This is a genomic window from Acinetobacter sp. WCHAc060025, assembly GCF_004209355.1.
Taxonomy (GTDB): domain Bacteria; phylum Pseudomonadota; class Gammaproteobacteria; order Pseudomonadales; family Moraxellaceae; genus Acinetobacter; species Acinetobacter wuhouensis.
The window spans coordinates 37,418-55,096 of the sequence record NZ_SGSX01000006.1; the positions used below are offsets into that span (position 1 = coordinate 37,418).

The 17,679-nt window shown below is 35.8% G+C and carries 13 protein-coding genes; 9 read left to right on the forward strand and 4 right to left on the reverse strand.

Translation table 11 applies throughout. The features are described from left to right. Positions 1 to 484: 484 nt before the first annotated feature. The gene (locus EXE09_RS06405; RefSeq protein WP_130116715.1) at positions 485 to 766 is read right to left on the reverse strand and encodes a hypothetical protein; all 282 of its coding nucleotides are present in this window, start codon (positions 764 to 766) and stop codon (positions 485 to 487) included. A 331-nt stretch (positions 767 to 1,097) separates the two neighbouring features. Here EXE09_RS06405 and EXE09_RS06410 point away from each other — a divergent pair, with 331 nt between their 5' ends. The 4 genes from EXE09_RS06410 (at position 1,098) to EXE09_RS06425 (ending at position 3,562) form a co-directional block, all read left to right on the forward strand. Next, complete coding sequence (locus EXE09_RS06410; RefSeq protein ID WP_068974310.1) at positions 1,098 to 1,313, forward strand: hypothetical protein; 216 nt, start codon at positions 1,098 to 1,100, stop codon at positions 1,311 to 1,313. A 205-nt stretch (positions 1,314 to 1,518) separates the two neighbouring features. Continuing rightward, positions 1,519 to 1,743, forward strand: a complete 225-nt coding sequence (locus tag EXE09_RS06415) for a hypothetical protein (protein WP_068974309.1) — start codon at positions 1,519 to 1,521, stop codon at positions 1,741 to 1,743. Positions 1,744 to 2,646: 903 nt separating this feature from the next. Beyond that, positions 2,647 to 2,991 (forward strand): DMT family transporter, encoded by a 345-nt coding sequence (locus EXE09_RS06420; RefSeq protein WP_130116716.1) that lies wholly within the window; start codon positions 2,647 to 2,649, stop codon positions 2,989 to 2,991. 1 nt (position 2,992) lies between these two features. Further along, positions 2,993 to 3,562, forward strand: coding sequence for a TetR/AcrR family transcriptional regulator (locus EXE09_RS06425; RefSeq protein ID WP_228257174.1), 570 nt, complete (start codon positions 2,993 to 2,995; stop codon positions 3,560 to 3,562). A 112-nt stretch (positions 3,563 to 3,674) separates the two neighbouring features. Here EXE09_RS06425 and putA read toward each other — a convergent pair whose 3' ends face one another. Next, on the reverse strand, positions 3,675 to 7,460 hold the full coding sequence (putA, locus tag EXE09_RS06430) for a trifunctional transcriptional regulator/proline dehydrogenase/L-glutamate gamma-semialdehyde dehydrogenase (protein WP_416332361.1): 3,786 nt from the start codon (positions 7,458 to 7,460) through the stop codon (positions 3,675 to 3,677). Between the two features lie 118 nt (positions 7,461 to 7,578). Between putA and EXE09_RS06435 the strand changes: the two genes are divergently transcribed. Then, a complete protein-coding gene (locus EXE09_RS06435; protein WP_068974307.1) occupies positions 7,579 to 8,076 on the forward strand; it encodes an Lrp/AsnC ligand binding domain-containing protein in 498 nt (165 codons plus the stop codon). 103 nt (positions 8,077 to 8,179) lie between these two features. On the opposite strand, the gene putP is transcribed toward EXE09_RS06435, so the two are convergent. Beyond that, on the reverse strand, positions 8,180 to 9,685 hold the full coding sequence (gene putP / locus EXE09_RS06440) for a sodium/proline symporter PutP (protein ID WP_087551852.1): 1,506 nt from the start codon (positions 9,683 to 9,685) through the stop codon (positions 8,180 to 8,182). 381 nt (positions 9,686 to 10,066) lie between these two features. Here putP and aspA point away from each other — a divergent pair, with 381 nt between their 5' ends. Both aspA and EXE09_RS06450 read left to right on the forward strand, forming a co-directional pair. Further along, entirely contained in the window at positions 10,067 to 11,518 is a 1,452-nt protein-coding gene (gene aspA, locus EXE09_RS06445; protein WP_130116718.1) for an aspartate ammonia-lyase, read from the forward strand. 152 nt (positions 11,519 to 11,670) lie between these two features. Then, positions 11,671 to 12,678: a DUF4349 domain-containing protein gene (locus EXE09_RS06450; RefSeq protein WP_130116719.1), complete on the forward strand. Its 1,008-nt coding sequence runs from the start codon at positions 11,671 to 11,673 to the stop codon at positions 12,676 to 12,678. Between the two features lie 84 nt (positions 12,679 to 12,762). Here the strand turns inward: EXE09_RS06450 and EXE09_RS06455 are convergent, their stop codons facing one another. After that, positions 12,763 to 13,464 carry an SIR2 family NAD-dependent protein deacylase gene (locus EXE09_RS06455; RefSeq protein WP_130116720.1) on the reverse strand — a complete coding sequence of 234 codons (702 nt, stop codon included), beginning with the start codon at positions 13,462 to 13,464 and terminating at the stop codon, positions 12,763 to 12,765. A gap of 183 nt (positions 13,465 to 13,647) precedes the next feature. Between EXE09_RS06455 and EXE09_RS06460 the strand changes: the two genes are divergently transcribed. Together EXE09_RS06460 and EXE09_RS06465 are read left to right on the forward strand one after the other, a co-directional pair. Beyond that, complete coding sequence (locus EXE09_RS06460) at positions 13,648 to 15,642, forward strand: DUF1266 domain-containing protein (protein WP_130116721.1); 1,995 nt, start codon at positions 13,648 to 13,650, stop codon at positions 15,640 to 15,642. Beyond that, on the forward strand, positions 15,639 to 17,666 hold the full coding sequence (locus EXE09_RS06465) for a DUF4034 domain-containing protein (RefSeq protein WP_130116722.1): 2,028 nt from the start codon (positions 15,639 to 15,641) through the stop codon (positions 17,664 to 17,666). The genes EXE09_RS06460 and EXE09_RS06465 overlap by 4 nt, the downstream gene beginning before the upstream one ends. Positions 17,667 to 17,679 lie beyond the last annotated feature (13 nt).

The window sequence follows — 17,679 nt, forward strand, 5'->3', positions numbered from 1 at the left end:
TCATTCGGGATTTCTAAAAAGTATTCGTGTGTATGGCTATGACCAGCGTTCAACCAATCTTTTCGATATTTCTCTGCAACTGTCTCGGTGCGCTCATTATATATATTCTTACTAAAGCATAAATCTTTCGCCCAACTAGGCAACATTCCAAATTCAGCAACATCCTTTGAAAGCTATTTAAGCGTAACATCAAAATGCTAAAATTAGTTTTTAGATGATGGTCAAAAACATCAATCGAACTAATCACTTATGTTCGAGTTTTGTTTTTATTTTGCAGAAATTTTGCAGGTAGAAATTTTTCAATGAATAAAAACAATTAATTTCAATAATTTATATCATTCTTGAAGTTGAAACTCTCAGTAGTATGCTGAGTGTTTAATACATTCATAAAACTGATTAGTTAATACGAAATTGAGAAGCTACTTCTATAAACGGAGTAGCTTTTTTATTTGCTTTTATCAACTGTTTTGAATGAATTATCAATTTAAGGGCTTAATACAGTTTTCTGTTCCATTTCCTCCATCCAATCATTTAAATCTAATTCATTGGCAAAAGAGTGTTCATGATCAACTTTAAAAACAAGGAGTGAATCATTTATCCCTAAAATATTGGATAAATGTTGACGAATGATTTTAGCATCATAGATTGTATTCACTAGCCAAGTTGAGGTATTCACACGGATAGATGCATCATAATTTTGGATGATTTTATGAACTTCATCAAAATGGTAATCGTGTGGAGAGTTTAAAATAATCAAATAATTCATAGAGAAAGCCTCCATAAAATAAAGCATAATAAATCATTAGAAAATAATTTTGTGATTTGTATCACGCTATTAATTTAGCATCGATATGTTGGAAAAAGAGAGCAAATTGTCAAACAATAAAATTGGAAACGTATAATTGAGTTATGTTTTTTAAAGATATTGTAAAAAAGCATAGATTGGGGGGGATGTAGTAGATAAAAAACAATCAAAAAAAATCAATTTTAGCTAAATTAATGTACAATACGGTTTAAATTATTTAAACAATAAGCTCATCATCCTATGATGAGCTTTTTTGTTTTAACTTCCTGTGTGATCAGTTCGAGGCTGTAAAATGTTGGTCAAAATAGAAGATGGTTTTTACCTAAATTCAATTCATATCATTGCTGTACATGTTTCTAAAAACATGATTACACAAAATTTTTCTATAGATATTGAATATACTCCGCATAATTATAAAGCCAATGGTACGTATCACAAGAAATGTGAAACTAAAGCTGAGGCTGATATTTTTTTACAAAGCTTACATCAACAAATTGCGAAGGTTTAATTATTAGCTTTATTTTGGAGTAGATCGAAAGGGATTTCATCATAAGGTAAAATGTTCATCTGAATAATTTATTTGAATTTTCTTAATAAATATTTACTAATTATTAGATTGATGTAATAAAAATTCGAAAGTCAAATTACTGTGTTATTTAAATATAAATGTCATAAAACAATGTTATAAAAAAAAGAGATTTATGGAGGCTGTGATGGAAATTAGTGTCAAGAAAATCAATAAGCGTATTGAAGATTACCAACTTGAGGGTAAGGAACCTTCTGTATTAGAAATCGGTTATAAGACTTATGCACAATTGATGCATGAAGATAAATTCGCTGATGCGCTCAAGAAAGACCCAAATGATCCATTACTCCGTTTTTATAAAAATATCAAAATTAAAGTAGTGACAGAAAAACATTATTTTGAAGTTCGATAGTTTTGTTTAAAAAATAAACAATTGATTTTTTTATTAAAATTAATCTCAGGGATGAGAGTCTAAATTTTTTATGAAAAAAATAATAAAATATTGATAAGAGTTATCCATCAAATTATTTAACTTTAATTTAAAATCTTTTGTTTAAATAAACAAAATGGAGATACATATCATCGAAAAAAATGAGTTCAGATTGTTAAGTTGAATTTATCTCGGTTTATACGAGATTGTGCACATTTTTACCAATAATTAAATTATGATTTGAATTTAAAGAAAGCGGATACTTCTTTATTCACGAATAAAATTATTTGTTAAGAATAATTAATAAATATAAAACAGTTGGCATACTTTTTGTTTGATTCTATTTTTATTAGATTATTATGATTTTTGAAAAATAAGTAAATAAAATCAATATTATGATAATATTTATCATTTGATAATGATAATTCTTTGCTGTAATTTTCAGTTTTTTATCAGCAGATTTTGATACAAAAAGTCACTCTTAAAAATGTTTTATAAATTTAATTTAACTTAATGTTCTTACAAAGTTGGACAAATTATATTATTATAATGTCTGGTTTTTTTGTGAAAAATAAAAAATGGAAATTTTAAATTTTTTAAAAAGTTTCAATACGTTAAATACTTATTTGGTTCTCGCTGTATTTGTATTGATTGCTATCATTTCTTTCTTTTACATTGTAAGTCCAGCTTGATGGCAAAGTAAAAGCAGGATCTATAAAAGTGAAATATTGAAAAATATTTCACTTTTTTGTTTTCAAAAAATATAATTATCATAGATTTACATTTATTATTAAGAAATATTTATATCATATCGAAATTAATTTTAAATTTTTGCTAGAATATATTAACATACCATTTGGTTGGTATCTTTATTTTGAGTTATTCATGAATCCTATTTTAACTGCATATCTACTCTTAGCATTTGCTATTGTTTCAGAGGTGATTGGTTCTACATTTATAGTAAAATCAGAAGGTTTTACTAAATTAGTACCGTCTTTAACCGTTTTGGTGTTATATAGCATCGCCTTTTACTTGTTATCACAAGTGGTGAAAGTCATTCCATTGGGAATTACTTATGCAATTTGGGCGGGTGTTGGTATCGTATTGACAGCATTTTTAGGATTTATTGTATTTAAACAAAGTTTTGATCTCGCTGCGATGATTGGGATTGCTTTGATTATTTCAGGTGTTATCGTAATTAATTTATTTTCAACTACCGCAGGGCATTAATTTGACTCAGATCAGCAACGCGCATCAACGTAAAAAAGAGCCGGAAAAAGTTCGACAGCTTATTTTGCAAAATACCATGCGACTTGCCGCAGAAAGTGGTATGCAAGGTGTATCTATTCAGGCTGTAGCAGATTTATCAAATGTGACAAAGGGGGGCGTGTTTCATCATTTCCCCAATAAACAAAGCTTAATTACGGCAATGATCAGCAGTGCAATGCATACTTTAGATGATGAAGTTGAAAAATATCTAGCAATGAAAACGATTGAATATGGTTGTTTTACACGTGCTTATATTGAGCTGACGTTAACGAGTGAGAATTTTGGGATCGGTTCAGTGTGGTCAGCTTTGTGTCTAACGTTTATTTCAGATCAGGCTTTTTGTGCAGAATGGAACCAGTGGTTGGCGCAACGTTTGGTTCGACATCAAGCGACTGATCAGGATATGAATTTACAATTGTTACGCTATGCTGCCGATGGTGCATGGTTGATGGAAGGTTTTAAATCTGAAAATCAGCAAAAATTAATAGACATAAAAAATGAGTTAATTCAAAGAAGTTTTATAAAAAATTGAATAATATTTTTGGATTGCAAAGGCATTAAAAATACCCAAGCTTCTCATTCAAAAAGCTTGGGTAATACGGTGTAAATGTGATGGTCTTCTACTTTAGAAAGTCAATGAACTCTTAACTATCTAGTGTCATCAAACTTGCATTACCTCCGGCAGCAGCTGTATTGATGCTGATTGCACGCTCAATCAATAGTGGTTCAGGTGGAATTTGCCCATTTACATCATGACAATGGGTAATTCCTACAATAGCACCTTGGCGTTGTGCAACCATTGCTTGAGTATTTTGCAAACTTTGTTCAGAGCTTTGGTGTAGCACCGCATCAAATTCACCAGTGATTAAATCATTGACCATCGTGAATTTTTGTTTTAAAGCTTGAGGCATAGACTGAATCATTTTCAAGGCAAGTGTATTGTCACTCAAAATGATGGCTTGCGCATTTAAACTTAAGATTGCATTGAATTGATCGAGTAGTGAAGTTTCATTGTCTGCAATCGCCAAGATACGTTGACGTGCCACAATTTGATATTGGTTAGATTCACCTGTAGGTCCAGGTAACTCATACAATGCAACCGGAGATTGATATGGTTGTAATTGAATCTGAGCATAGCTTTGCTTTACCCATTTTTCAAATAATTCATAAATTTCAGAATTTTTTGTATTTCGTGTGGAAAGCGTTTTTACCGTGCCAAAAGGTTGTAGTGGCAATGTGGTATGTTGCATCAATTTATATAGATAAATTGGACCACCTGCTTTAGGTCCAGTGCCTGATAAACCTTCACCACCAAACGGTTGTACGCCGACGACTGCACCGACAATATTGCGATTAATATAGAGATTTCCAACTTCCGCATGCTCAATCGTGGTTTGAATGGTTTCATCAATACGGGTATGTAAACCCATCGTTAAACCATAACCTTTAGAATTGATATGCTTTAAAAGTTGTTTTAACTCACCATATTTATAGGTGATCACATGCAAGACTGGACCGAAGACTTCACGTTTTAAATCATTTAAATTCGGTAGTTCAATCAGGGTTGGAACAATAAATGTACCCGCATTCAAGTCAGATGTTGGGGTATTATCTGCAAATTGATGGACTGGACAACCTTTGCTACGCATCATTTCAATATGCTTTTCAATATTTTGCTGTGCTTCTTGATCAATCACAGGACCAATATCGGTTTTTAGTAGAATTGGATTACCGATTTTCAACTGTTGCATTGCACCTTTTAGCATTTTGATCAATGTCGCTGCATTGTCTTCTTGCACACAGAGTACACGCAGGGCAGAACAACGCTGACCCGCACTATCGAAGGCTGAATTTACTGCATCAATCACAACTTGCTCAGTCAGTGCTGATGAATCCACGATCATGGCATTTTGACCACCTGTTTCGGCAATCAATGGAATTGGTTGTCCTGATGGGCTCAGTCTTTGGGCAACAGTTTTCTGTAAAATTTTGGCAACTTCAGTAGAACCCGTGAACATAATACCTTGGATACGTTCATCTTGGCTGAGTTTGGCGCCAACAGTTTCACCACGACCAGGTAAAAGTTGAACGACTGATTTAGGAATGCCAGCTTCCCATAAAATTTGAATCGCTTGTGCGGCAATTAAAGGAGTCTGTTCCGCAGGTTTTGCAATCACGGTATTTCCAGCAACCAAAGCTGCAGAAATTTGTCCCGAAAAAATTGCCAATGGGAAGTTCCAAGGACTAATACATAGCACAGTTCCTAAAGGTTCTATAACAGTATTATGATCAATCGCTTTTGCTTGAGCTGCATAATAACGTAGGAAATCCACAGCTTCACGGACTTCTGCAATGGCATTGCTATAGGTTTTACCACTTTCACGGTTTAATAAAACCATCAACTCATGAATACGTGCTTCCATCAAATCCGCAGCTTTCAACAGTAAGTCTGCACGAACGTCTTTAGAGGTATTTTTCCAATCCTCTAATGCTTGATGTGCATTTTCTAAAGCCAGGTCAACTTGTGCTGTTTCTGCTTCGATGACATAGCCAACGAGGTCTTGATGATTCGATGGATTACGGATTTCAACTGCATTACTTTCTGATAAATCTTGAATATCAAGCTGATCAACGAGGCTAGCACTGTTCCATTGATGAGAAGAATACTGTTGAGCAATACGGTTTAATTCAGTCAATTCGCTATCATCAGCAAGATCTAAACCTTTAGAGTTTTGTCGAATGCCTTGATACAAATCTTGAGGCAAAGGGATCGCAGGATGTTTTAAACCTACGGCTTGTTCTTTTTGTGCGGTTTGCATGATTTCATGAATTGGATCTTCAATGAGATCATCAATTTGAATACTTTTATCTGCAATACGATTTACAAAAGAGGTATTCGCGCCATTTTCCAATAAACGGCGTACTAAATAAGCGAGTAGGGTTTCGTGATTACCGACTGGGGCATAAATTCGGCAAGGGATTCCAAGTTTATTATCAGCAACATTTCCTACAACTTGTTCATAAAGTGGTTCGCCCATGCCGTGTAAGCATTGGAACTCATATTGACCTGTATAATATTTTTGTGGATCTGCTAATTGGTAAATCGTGGCAAGGGTTTGCGCATTATGTGTCGCAAATTGAGGGTAGATGTATTCGGGTGCAGCCAATAGTTTTTTGGCGCAAGCTATGTAAGACAAATCGGTATGTACTTTACGCGTGAAAACAGGGTAGTCACTCATACCATCAATTTGCGCTTTTTTAATTTCACTGTCCCAGTAAGCACCTTTAACTAGGCGTATCATTAGACGTTTTTGGCTACGTTTTGCAAGATCAACAATATAATCAACCACATAGAAACAACGTTTTTGATAAGCTTGAATGACGAAGCCGATGCCTTTCCAATCCGCCAATTGCGGTTCAAAGCACAAACGTTCAAGTAGCTCTAAAGAAAGTTCTAAACGATCTGCTTCCTCTGCATCAATATTTAAACCGATGTCATAGGTTTTGGCTAAAAGCGCAAGATTTAAAATACGCGGATAGAGTTCATCGTGAACACGCGCGATCTGTGAGCGTTGATAACGAGGGTGTAAAGCAGAAAGCTTAATCGAGATACCAGGTCCAGAATATACATCTTTGCCTGCTGAAGCCTTACCAATGGCATGAATGGCTTGGGTGTAATCTTCAAAATAACGATCTGCATCATGCTCAGTTAAAGCAGCTTCGCCCAACATATCATAAGAATAACGGAAACCTTTATCTTCAAGCACTTTGGCATTATCCAAAGCTTCTTCGATGGTTTCACCTGTGACAAACTGCTCACCCATCATACGCATCGCCACATCGACAGCCTTACGGATGACGCCTTTGCCTGTACGTGCGAGAAGAGAGGTCAAAATACCAGAAAGGCTATTCTGTTTTGGGGTTTCCATGAGCTTGCCTGTCAGCATTAAACCCCACGCTGCAGCATTCACGAACATCAAATTACTTTGACCTAAATGGTCTTTCCAGTTGCCTTGGTTAATTTTATCTTTGATTAATAAATCGCGTGTCGCACTGTCTGGGATACGGAGTAAGGCTTCTGCCAAACACATCAAGGCAATGCCTTCTTGTGATGATAAGGAAAACTCTTGCAACAAGCCTTGCACAATGCCTGCTTTTCCAGATGAGCTTTTACGGTCACGTAAGCTATGCGCGAGATTAAAAGCAATGTCATAAATTTTTTGATTCAACTCTTCGGACATTTGGCTGTGATCAAGTAAATTCTCCACGCATTCAGGTTCAGAGCGACGCCAAGCCGTATTGATTGCATCTTCTAAATCAGACTTATCTTTAAACTCAGTGATGTAATCTAAGCTTGGTGCAAAATTTTGAATAGATTCCGTATTCAAATTTGTATGGGAGTCTAAATTTTGTGGTGAATTCATATTCATTGCCAACATCCTGTGACTTGAAAATTTTTGTTGAGCATTTCGCCTTATATAATTTATGATTACAGAATATTTGGTGAATAACTCACTATAATTTGAATAATATTTAGAGAATTATGCTATGGAAGGTGCGTATTTAAACCTGGATCGGATAGATATTCGGATTTTAGAAATACTGCAAAAAGATGCCAAAATTTCCAATATTAAATTGGCTGAAGAAGTGAACTTATCAGCAACGGCTGCGCTTGCACGTGTGCAAAAACTCACAGCAGAAGGTTATATTCTTGGCTATGAAGCGAAGCTTAATCCTAAAATGTTAGGGGCAAATTTTGTCGTTTTTGTTGAAATACTTTTGGATAAAACTACGCCAAATGCTTTGGATGAATTCTCGGATGCTGTGGTGCAATATCCTGAGATTATGGCTTGTCACATGATTAGTGGTGGCTTTGACTTTCTAGTGAAAATTCGTTGTGCAGATATGGAGGAGTTTCGCCGTATTTCTGGGCAAGTACTATGGCAGTTGCCTGGTGTGAAAGAAACCCGAAGTTATCCTGTGATGGAAGTGATTAAAGACAGTGGACAGTTGCATTTAAATTTTAAGGCAAAAGCAAAAAAGTAGAATATTTTTTAACATTCAAAATATTAAAAAACCTCTCTTGATTGGCTCAGGAGAGGTTTTTTAATGGTAACTATAAAATTAAAGATTTAATTTATTACCGATATTAAAGATTTTTCATCTCACGATCATACACTTGTTCAGCATGGTCAAAACGATCAATGACTTCTTGTTCAGGCGCTTTACCCATTAAACTTACGATTACGATACTGATGAAAGACAGAATAAAGCCTGGTACGATTTCATATAGTCCTGTATGCGCCATGGTGTTTTTCCAAAGAATAACGGTCACTGCACCGACAATAATCCCAATGATCGCACCATTCAACGTCATACGTTTCCAGAAAATTGACAAGATAATCAATGGTCCAAAAGCTGCACCAAAACCAGCCCATGCATAAGCCACTAAACCGAGTACTTTACTTTCAGGGTTGAATGCTAAAAGGATTGCCAATACTGAAATTGCCAATACCATTAAACGACCCACCCATACCAACTCATTTTGTGATGCAGTTTTACGGATAAATGATTTATAAATATCTTCAGTCAATGTACTTGAACATACGAGTAATTGACAGCTCAAGGTACTCATCACTGCCGCTAAAATCGCAGCCAGAACCACACCTGCAATCCATGGATTAAAGAGGATTTTGGTCAATTCCATAAATACGGTTTCTGGATTTTTTGCCACGATGGCAGCAGCAGGAATATCTGGGTTTGCTGCAAAGTAAGCAATACCCACATAACCAATCGCAACCGCACCACCTAAGCATAGAATCATCCAAGCCATACCGATACGGCGGGCATTTGGAATAGACTTAACTGAATCTGCTGCCATAAAACGCACAAGAATATGTGGTTGACCAAAATAGCCTAAGCCCCAAGCCATGGATGAAATAATGGCGATAGCACTAACACCTTGGAACATATTTGCTGCATGAGGGCGAACAGATTCGATTAAGTGATTCACAGTAGTTAAATCACCTACCGCAAGGAAAGTCATAATTGGTGCGAGAAGCAAAGCAAAAATCATCAAGCCAGCTTGGAAAGTATCTGTCCAGCTGATTGCAAGGAAACCGCCGATACAGACATAGCTCATCGTTGCAATTGCACTTACCCATAAAGCCGTCGAGTAATCCATTGCGAAAATACTTTCAAATAGACGAGCACCCGCCACCATGCCAGAAGCACAGTAGATCCCGAAGAAAATGAGAATTACCAAAGCTGAGATAATACGAAGCACTTTCTTTTTATCTGCAAAACGACTGGTGAAATAATCGGGTAATGTCAAAGCATTATTTTGAATTTCTGTATGGACACGTAAGCGTCCAGCGACCAAATACCAATTTAACCATGCACCGATAATCAAGCCAATCGCAATCCAAGATTCAGATAGCCCCGTGATATAGATTGCACCAGGTAGCCCCATCAGGAGCCAACCACTCATGTCAGAGGCACCTGCGGATAGTGCAGTAACAAAACTTCCTAAGCTTCGTCCACCTAAAATATAATCTGAAAAATTTGTGGTTCGTCTATACGCATATAAGCCTATACAGACCATAGCAATAATATAAAAAATAAATGTCACTACTGTGGGGTTGATTGAGTCCATATCCAATTCATTCCTTTAAGGAGATAAAGCTCCAAGTTTTATTTTTTTGCGTTAATTTCACTTGCTGATTCTTTACAGAAATAAAAAAAATCGCTGTTTGGGTTCTAATGTAAATAATGGTGGTTTATGTATCCAATTGTACATTTAGATACAATCGAAAAAATACATAATTTTATAAGAAAAACTAAAAATTAAAATAAAAGAAAAGTGCTCAAATAATCCCTAAAATGATTATTTACACGATGTTACATTGTTAACATTAGACTATATTTAAATAAGAATAATTTATCTAAATGGTGTCTTTTGCTAATAGAGAAATGAATTAAAAAGAATAATATGGATATAGCACAAATATAGTGCATATAAAAAAGAGTAAAGCAAATGGAAACGGTTCAATTAGAAACAATGCGAGTCGAAAAGGATTTATTGGGCAGTAAAGAAGTTCCAATAAATAGTTATTATGGTATTCATACGGTTCGCGCTTTGGAAAACTTCAATATTTCCAAACATACGGTGGGAGAACAAAGCCATTTTATTCGTGCTTTGGCTCAGGTCAAAAAAGCATCCGCTAAAACCAATTTACAATTCAATAAAATTTCTGAAGAAATCAGTTTATCCATTCAAAATGCTTGTAATCAATTAATAGAAAATCCACAAGATTGGAAAGATTCTTTTCCAACTGATATTTACCAAGGTGGAGCAGGCACTTCTATCAATATGAATACCAATGAGGTGATTGCTAATATTGCTTTAGAAGCATTAGGTTATGCAAAAGGGCGTTATGACATTATTCATCCAAATGATCATGTCAATAAATCACAATCGACCAATGATGTGTATCCTACAGCCTTGCGTTTAGCGACTTATTATTCCTTTGATGTATTATTTGAAAAAATAAATAACTTAATTAGTTCACTGATTTTAAAGTCGACAGAGTTCCAATATGTTTTAAAAATGGGTAGAACCCAGTTACAAGATGCTGTTCCGATGACTTTGGGACAAGAGTTTCATGCTTTTGCGACGCTTTTAAAAGAAGATGTGCGTCTGATTAAAAAAACTCGAGCATTGCTATTGGAAATTAACTTAGGTGCAACTGCAATTGGTACTGGGGTGAATACGCCTCATGGCTATGCAGCGCAAGTGAGCGATAATTTAAAAGAAATTACAGGTCTAAATTTAACTGGTGCAGAGGATTATGTTGAAGCAACCAGTGATTGTGGTGTATTCATTATTCTTTCGAGTACTTTAAAGCGTTTAGCAGTCAAGCTTTCTAAAATCTGTAATGATTTACGCTTACTCAGTTCTGGACCTCGAACCGGTTTGTGGGAGATTCGCTTACCTGAATTACAAGCGGGTTCATCGATCATGCCTGCAAAAGTGAATCCCGTGATTCCTGAGGTGGTCAATCAAATTGCATTTAAAGTGATAGGTAATGATCTCACCATTACTTTTGCAGCTGAAGCTGGGCAATTACAACTGAATGTGATGGAGCCAGTCATTGCTTTATCTATGAATGAATCCATTGAACTTCTAACGCATGGTATTCAAACTTTAGATGAGAAATGTATTCAAGGCATTGTTGCCAATGAACAAACTTGTTTTGATGCCGTGATGCGTAGTGTTGGGATTATTACTTTGCTTGATCCGATTCTAGGTCATGCAAAATGTGATGAAATTGGTAAACAATGTATTGCTGAGAATAAAACCATTCAAGAAGTGGTACTTGAGCAAGGTTTAATGACTCAAGAACAATTGGATGAAATATTCTCTTTTGAAAATATGATTTCAAAAATTGATATTCAGCCTTATGAGGAAATGGATCGGGTGAGTTAAGTGCATTCGCGTAGACATTCTTTGTAAATACAGATGAGTTTGAGCGATACAGCATTTCGGTGCTGTATTTTTTTGCATAGCGACATGATTAGAATTTCTATATAATCGAGAAAAATATATAACGTATAAACTCAAACGAAAGAAATATGATGATGAATAATAAACATTTAATACTCATTTTAAGCTTAATCCTTATTTCAGGATGCTCAAAAAAAGCAGAAGAAGCGAGTGCAGATAGTGCGACAAATTCAAGCGTTGAAGTTGCTTCACAAGATGTACAAAATGCGAAACAAGCAGCGGATCAGGCTGTCGCAGATGCTGCTTCACCAAGTAATCCCAATACAACACCTGTAACAGAGCAGAAACCTGAAACGATTCTGACCACAGAAGTGAGTGATGCAGAAAAAGCACGCCGAATGGTACGTGAAGCGCAAGTTGATTTCACGGCAAAAGATGTGGTTAAAACGGCTTTGGAAATCGACAAGCTCACCTTTCAAGCAGGTGGATTTATCGAGCAAAAGAATATTAATTTTGATGTGATGGACACTCAGACGCAAAAAATTGGTGATGGAAAAATCCGAGTTTTTGAAAAAGTAAATCCGCATGCTGAAATTATTGTTCGTGTTCCAAGTGATAAAGCAGCAGTATATGTCAATCAACTTTTGCCTTTAATGTTCTTTTTAAATCAACAACAATATTCAGCAAAACGTTTTGAATTAAAGCTATTAGAAGAAAAAATGGCACAAACACAGACTGTGCCAAGTGATACCAGACGTACCGAACTCAATGAAATTGCCCGTTTAACCCAACTTGAAGTTCAAGACCGTGTGCGTTTTAGTACCATTAGTATCAGTATTAAACAGCCTGCGATGGTGCGTGAAAGTTTAGATGTCGATGTAGATGCTGTGGCGCGTTTAAATGGAGATAGTTTCTGGAAACGTGCTTGGGATGGTGTGCAATATGGTTGGCACTTTATTTTAGATTTGTTGGTGATTCTCATCACAATTTGGCCACTGTATTTAATCATTTTGGTCTTAATTATTCTGTATCGCTTATTCAAGCCGTTATTGAATAAATTATTTAATGATTCTTTGAAATCTGATTATCCTAAAGACCATCAATCAGATCAAAATAACAAATCAAACCCTTCAGGTGAATAAAGTTTGATGGACTGAAAGCGCATTGATTTCATCTAAATATGAGATAGCAACCTTACTGATCAAGTGAATCGGTAAGGTTGGGTTTTATTTTGCAATAAAACGTTCAAACAGTTGTTGCATACCCTCAGTTGCATTCATTTTTAAGCATTGATATTGCTGTGGGACACGCTCATAACTGGCATGCGGATCGATATAATAGGCTTCACATGTTGATGGTATTTCATGAATCAAACCTGCAACAGGATATACCGTCAGAGTTGAGCCGATCACGATAAAAATATCAGCATCTTGAATGGTTTGAACAGCATCCTCATAGGCGGGAACAGCTTCGCCAAACCACACCACATGAGGGCGTAAAGGATAGCCATCAGGGCATTTATCATTTTCTAAGTTGAGTTCCCAGCCTTTTATTGGATAAAATTCAGTACTGTATTGTGCATTTGCTTTTGAACTTTTCGCCAAACGAATATTACCATGTAAATGAATCACATTTTGGCTACCTGCACGTTCATGTAGGTCATCAATGTTTTGGGTAATCACTGCTACATCAAAATATTGTTCTAAATCAGCAATGATTTGATGCGCTTTGTTCGGTTGGGCTTCTAAAATATTTTTCCGCCGTTCATTATAAAAACGTTGAACGAGCTCAGGATTACGATGCCAAGCTTCAGGTGTAGCAACATCTTGGATATCGTAATTTTCCCAAAGACCATTACTGTCACGAAAAGTGCTGATGCCACTTTCAGCACTCATACCTGCACCTGAAAAGACCACGATTTTTTTCATAATGAACGATATTTTGAATTTTATAAAATCATATCATAGCGAAATTATAAACACGTTAAATTCTAGTTTATTGGGTAGATTTTGTTATAGAATAAGTGAATTAAACATCCAGAAAGTTTGAATGTTTTTATCAATAATATTTATAAAAACAGTCATAAATATATAATTTTAAAATGGAATACAATGGAAACACGTGATATTGTCAATGCGCCAGAAGTTAAAAAAACCATTGTTGAGCGTAGCCAAAAACGAAATGATGACCCTGAAATTACGCAATGGTTGGAAAAAAAATTCTTTGAATTTGTGATTAAACAATTCAATCCAGTCTTTCATGTCAACTCAGTGTCTGCATGGAAAATTTGCCAATTACCCCAGCCAATCCCTACTTGGTTTCTAAAAAAATTAGAACAACAGCCCGAAAGTCAGATGCTCTATGTTGATCCATTACACGAGCAAATTTTGGCTTTAGAGAAACCGATTCTTGAATTTTTTAATTCGCGGCTGAAAAGTAATTTAAAAGGTAAATTCATGAAAATGACCTATGACCAAGTCTTAGAGGCTTGGCATAAAGATCATGAACTCATGAAAAAGCGTTTGGAAAAAGGCAAATGGGACAGTAATGAAAATGCGCTTACAGATATTTTAACTGTGAGCACAGGACGTTTTGTTGAAATTAATGCCATGGGGCAATTGCTTCGTCAAGAGTTGGCATTTGAATCACGTTATATGCAGCATTGCTTAGGGCAATTTGATCATCTCAAAGATTTAACTGGTGGATATGCAGAGTTTTACGTGACCCAAAAGGAACAAGGGATATTTCGCTATTTCAGCTTGCGAGATAAGCTAAATAAACCTCATGTCACCATCAGTTTAGAGTGGGATGGTGAAGATTGGTGCATTGAACAAATTAAAGGGAAACAGAACGAAGTTCCTGTCAAAAAATATGCAGACGATGTTTTATTGTTCCTGAACTTGATTCAACCGAAGAATAATCAAAACTCAGATTGTGCGCGTATGGGGATTCTTTATCAGCCTGAATTGGTTGCGGAAAGTGAGCAGAACAACGAATCGAATGAAATCAAAGTTGAAGCTAAAATAAAAACGGCATCAACTGAAAAGCCTTATTTTTATTTCTATGAACTGGATAATGAGGTACAAGTTGAAGGGATTGTGATGCATGATCCGAACCTTATGGAATTGTGTGATAAGCAATCTAAAGTTTTGCAATGGATGATGATTGCAACCAAGCGTGAAGAATTTATTCTCGAACCACAAAGTCAATTGATTGAGCAAGTCAAAGCCTTTACTGATGTCGCATTTGATCAACGGAAATTAAATATTCCACTCGAATTTGCTGAAAAGAAAAGTATGCATATTTTGATTCATTTAATTCTTTTACCTTTTTACTTGGTCTTTCTTGCACTTGCAGTACTTAGTCAAATTCCGTTAGTGGGTTGGATTTTTAAAATTTTAATGGTGATTTTTGCGATCCCTGCTATGCCTTTCCTTAAAAGTAATGCTGATTCGAGAAAAAGATGGGCATTGGCGACTGGGGACTTGATCTATGCCAGAAATAAAATCTCGCATGATGATGTGGACAGCTTACAACTTGATGATTTTAAAAATGATGAAACAAAGTTTAAGAAACATTTAGATCAGTTGTTAAAACTGGAAAATGATAGTCAAATTGAGCGTTTGACCAGTATTGAATATTTCTTTCAAGATTACTTCTATGTGGGGGATTTTCATGGATGGTACGACTTAAATAAACATGAGCGTCCTTATTATCGGGATGTATTGGTCTATGCGCATATTCAGAAAATTGTCACCATGCGCTTACTCCATCAGTTTGATTACATCAAAGAAGATGAAGCTTGGCAGTATATTTTAGCCTCTGCACAGATTATTCAAGATTGCTGTGAGAGTTGGAAAGAAATGGGGCAGTATTATGCACAAGGGCGTGAAATTGATTTGATTATCAAGCACTCTGATCATCAGAGTTATGATAAATCAGCACGTTATGAAGTGGATCGATATTTAGAAAGTTCAAGTTGTAATTGGAAATCACTAGATTGGCATTTAGAATTATTCCCTGAATTAAAACACCCTCAACTTCAAAATGATTTAATCACACAGCAGAATCATTCTAATGCGATCGTTGTAGGAGCTTCGTCATGATCAAGGCAGAATATGTACATGAAGCTTTTCGTAAAGATCAAAAATATCCTTTTGGTTTACTTGAAAATAGACAGTTTGCTGAATTAGAAAAATATTTTACTGAGCTTTGGCATGATCGTAATGGTAAAACAGCCTTACAATGGGAACATGATTGGTTTAATTTTGCCTATCGTATGTTTCATGAAATGTTTCTGAATCAAGGACCTTTGGCGCTGAAACATATCGAGGATTGGTCGAAAGCATATCCTGAAAGTATTTATCCTTATTTGATGAAAGTGCGTTACTGGGGATTTTGGTCTGCCGAGTATCGTGGTGGAACTTGGGCAAATCAAGTTACTGAAGATATGTGGGACTGTGCAAGTGAGGCACAGAAGCAAGTGTATGTTACTGCGATGCAAGCTTTAACTTTTTCAAGTGATTGCTGGTCTGTCGCAATTCATTTATTAAATACAGCAGCACGATTGGACGAGCCGCAGTGGTTTGAAAAATGGTTCACCAAACAAAAACCGCCACAAAATTTAAGACATATTATCAAACCTTCTTATAAAGAATTGGCTGCTTTAAGTGGTTTACACGCAGACTTAGCATTGCAATTGCCTGAGCAAATCCCTGAATTGCTCGTACCGTATATTGAGCTTAGAAATTCACTGGATTTACCACAAAAAGCATCTGCGCTTTGGCTAAAAGTTTTTATAGATCAATCAAAGTTTGGATTGGTTGCAGCGATTGACTATTGCTTCTATCTATTGCCACGATGGGGCTATAGCTATGAAGCCATTACTCGATTTATTCAATCAGATTGGTGTCAGCATTTTTCAGAAATTGAAAAGAATGAACTCAATTTTGTGATGTGGTATGACTCGGTAGAAGATAGTTACTCGAGTGAGCAAACCGGTGAAATTAAAAAGCATATTCAAATCGCGCAAGACTTATTGAAACGTCCACTCAGTGATGCCAATCGTGCCAAAATCTATTTGCGTCTGGCATATTTTTATTGGCTTCTGAATGAGTCTGATCCTAAGATTTTAGAATGTTACTTACATACCGTCGATGAAGATATTTTTGATGAATATGAATTACGCCGTGCAATCGAGTATTGGTATAAACATGCTCGATCAAATGATTTTTTAGGAAAAATTGCTATATCGAACCGAAAAATTCTAGCCAGTGCTTCTGTTTTATATGGCTTACTCGCGCAGCATGGTTGGTCTGGAATAGAAAAAAATCCTTTGGTTTCACAATCATGGTATGAGTTTGCAATGACTCTGGAAAAGCCGAAGAAATTTCCTGAAGGTGATGATTGTTGTTTTTATCGGGTTTTTAAGCCTTTTGATGCACCAGAGGATTATCCACTGGTGATTGATATGTTGCATCGTGCATCAGATTTGGGTTATGTCAATCCGAGTTTTACCTGTGGTTATATTCATTCACGTGAAGATTCTAGTTTATACGATGTTGATATTGCAAAAAAATATTCAACCAAAGCAGCAGAGCAAGGTCATTATATTGCCATGTATAACGTGGGCGTGAATTACCTTAATCGAGGCATTAAAGAGAGTGAAACTCAACCTTATCCTTTACTGAAACAGAGTTTAGATTATTTTGAAAAAACCAGAATCGGTTTAGAAAAGTCGCGTAAAGACGGTACTTATGAATATGAAGAGTTAGAAAGCGATATTATAGATTTATACGCTGACCGCATGTTTTATTATAGTTTTTACCCCGATCTTGGCGATACGATCATTCCCTTATTGATCGAGCATGGATGGAACAGGCATATTAAGGCAATGACCGCTTTGGCACGTTTGTATGCAGATCAAGCAGATCGACCACATTATTTTAATTATCCTGAAGCGGTTAAGTGGTGTGAAGCCGCAAGATTGCAAGATCCTGAAAATGAAGATGTGATGGGTGCAATTGATGTTGTTGAACAGGACTCGATGAAGAATATTTTAAAATATCAGTTTGCTGTTGATAAAATCTCAGCAGATCAAATGCCTGGGCGACAGGATGTATTGTTCTAAAACAATACATCTA

Coding starts and splice junctions, on each gene's coding strand:
- aspA (WP_130116718.1), top strand. CDS start 10,067: ATGGAAACGGTTCAATTAGAAACAATGCGAGTCGAAAAGGATTTATTG.
- EXE09_RS06435 (WP_068974307.1), top strand. CDS start 7,579: ATGGAAGGTGCGTATTTAAACCTGGATCGGATAGATATTCGGATTTTA.
- EXE09_RS06410 (WP_068974310.1), top strand. CDS start 1,098: ATGTTGGTCAAAATAGAAGATGGTTTTTACCTAAATTCAATTCATATC.
- EXE09_RS06415 (WP_068974309.1), top strand. CDS start 1,519: ATGGAAATTAGTGTCAAGAAAATCAATAAGCGTATTGAAGATTACCAA.
- EXE09_RS06450 (WP_130116719.1), top strand. CDS start 11,671: ATGAATAATAAACATTTAATACTCATTTTAAGCTTAATCCTTATTTCA.
- EXE09_RS06465 (WP_130116722.1), top strand. CDS start 15,639: ATGATCAAGGCAGAATATGTACATGAAGCTTTTCGTAAAGATCAAAAA.
- EXE09_RS06420 (WP_130116716.1), top strand. CDS start 2,647: ATGAATCCTATTTTAACTGCATATCTACTCTTAGCATTTGCTATTGTT.
- EXE09_RS06405 (WP_130116715.1), bottom strand. CDS start 766: ATGAATTATTTGATTATTTTAAACTCTCCACACGATTACCATTTTGAT.
- putA (WP_416332361.1), bottom strand. CDS start 7,460: ATGAATATGAATTCACCACAAAATTTAGACTCCCATACAAATTTGAAT.
- EXE09_RS06455 (WP_130116720.1), bottom strand. CDS start 13,464: ATGAAAAAAATCGTGGTCTTTTCAGGTGCAGGTATGAGTGCTGAAAGT.
- EXE09_RS06460 (WP_130116721.1), top strand. CDS start 13,648: ATGGAAACACGTGATATTGTCAATGCGCCAGAAGTTAAAAAAACCATT.
- putP (WP_087551852.1), bottom strand. CDS start 9,685: ATGGACTCAATCAACCCCACAGTAGTGACATTTATTTTTTATATTATT.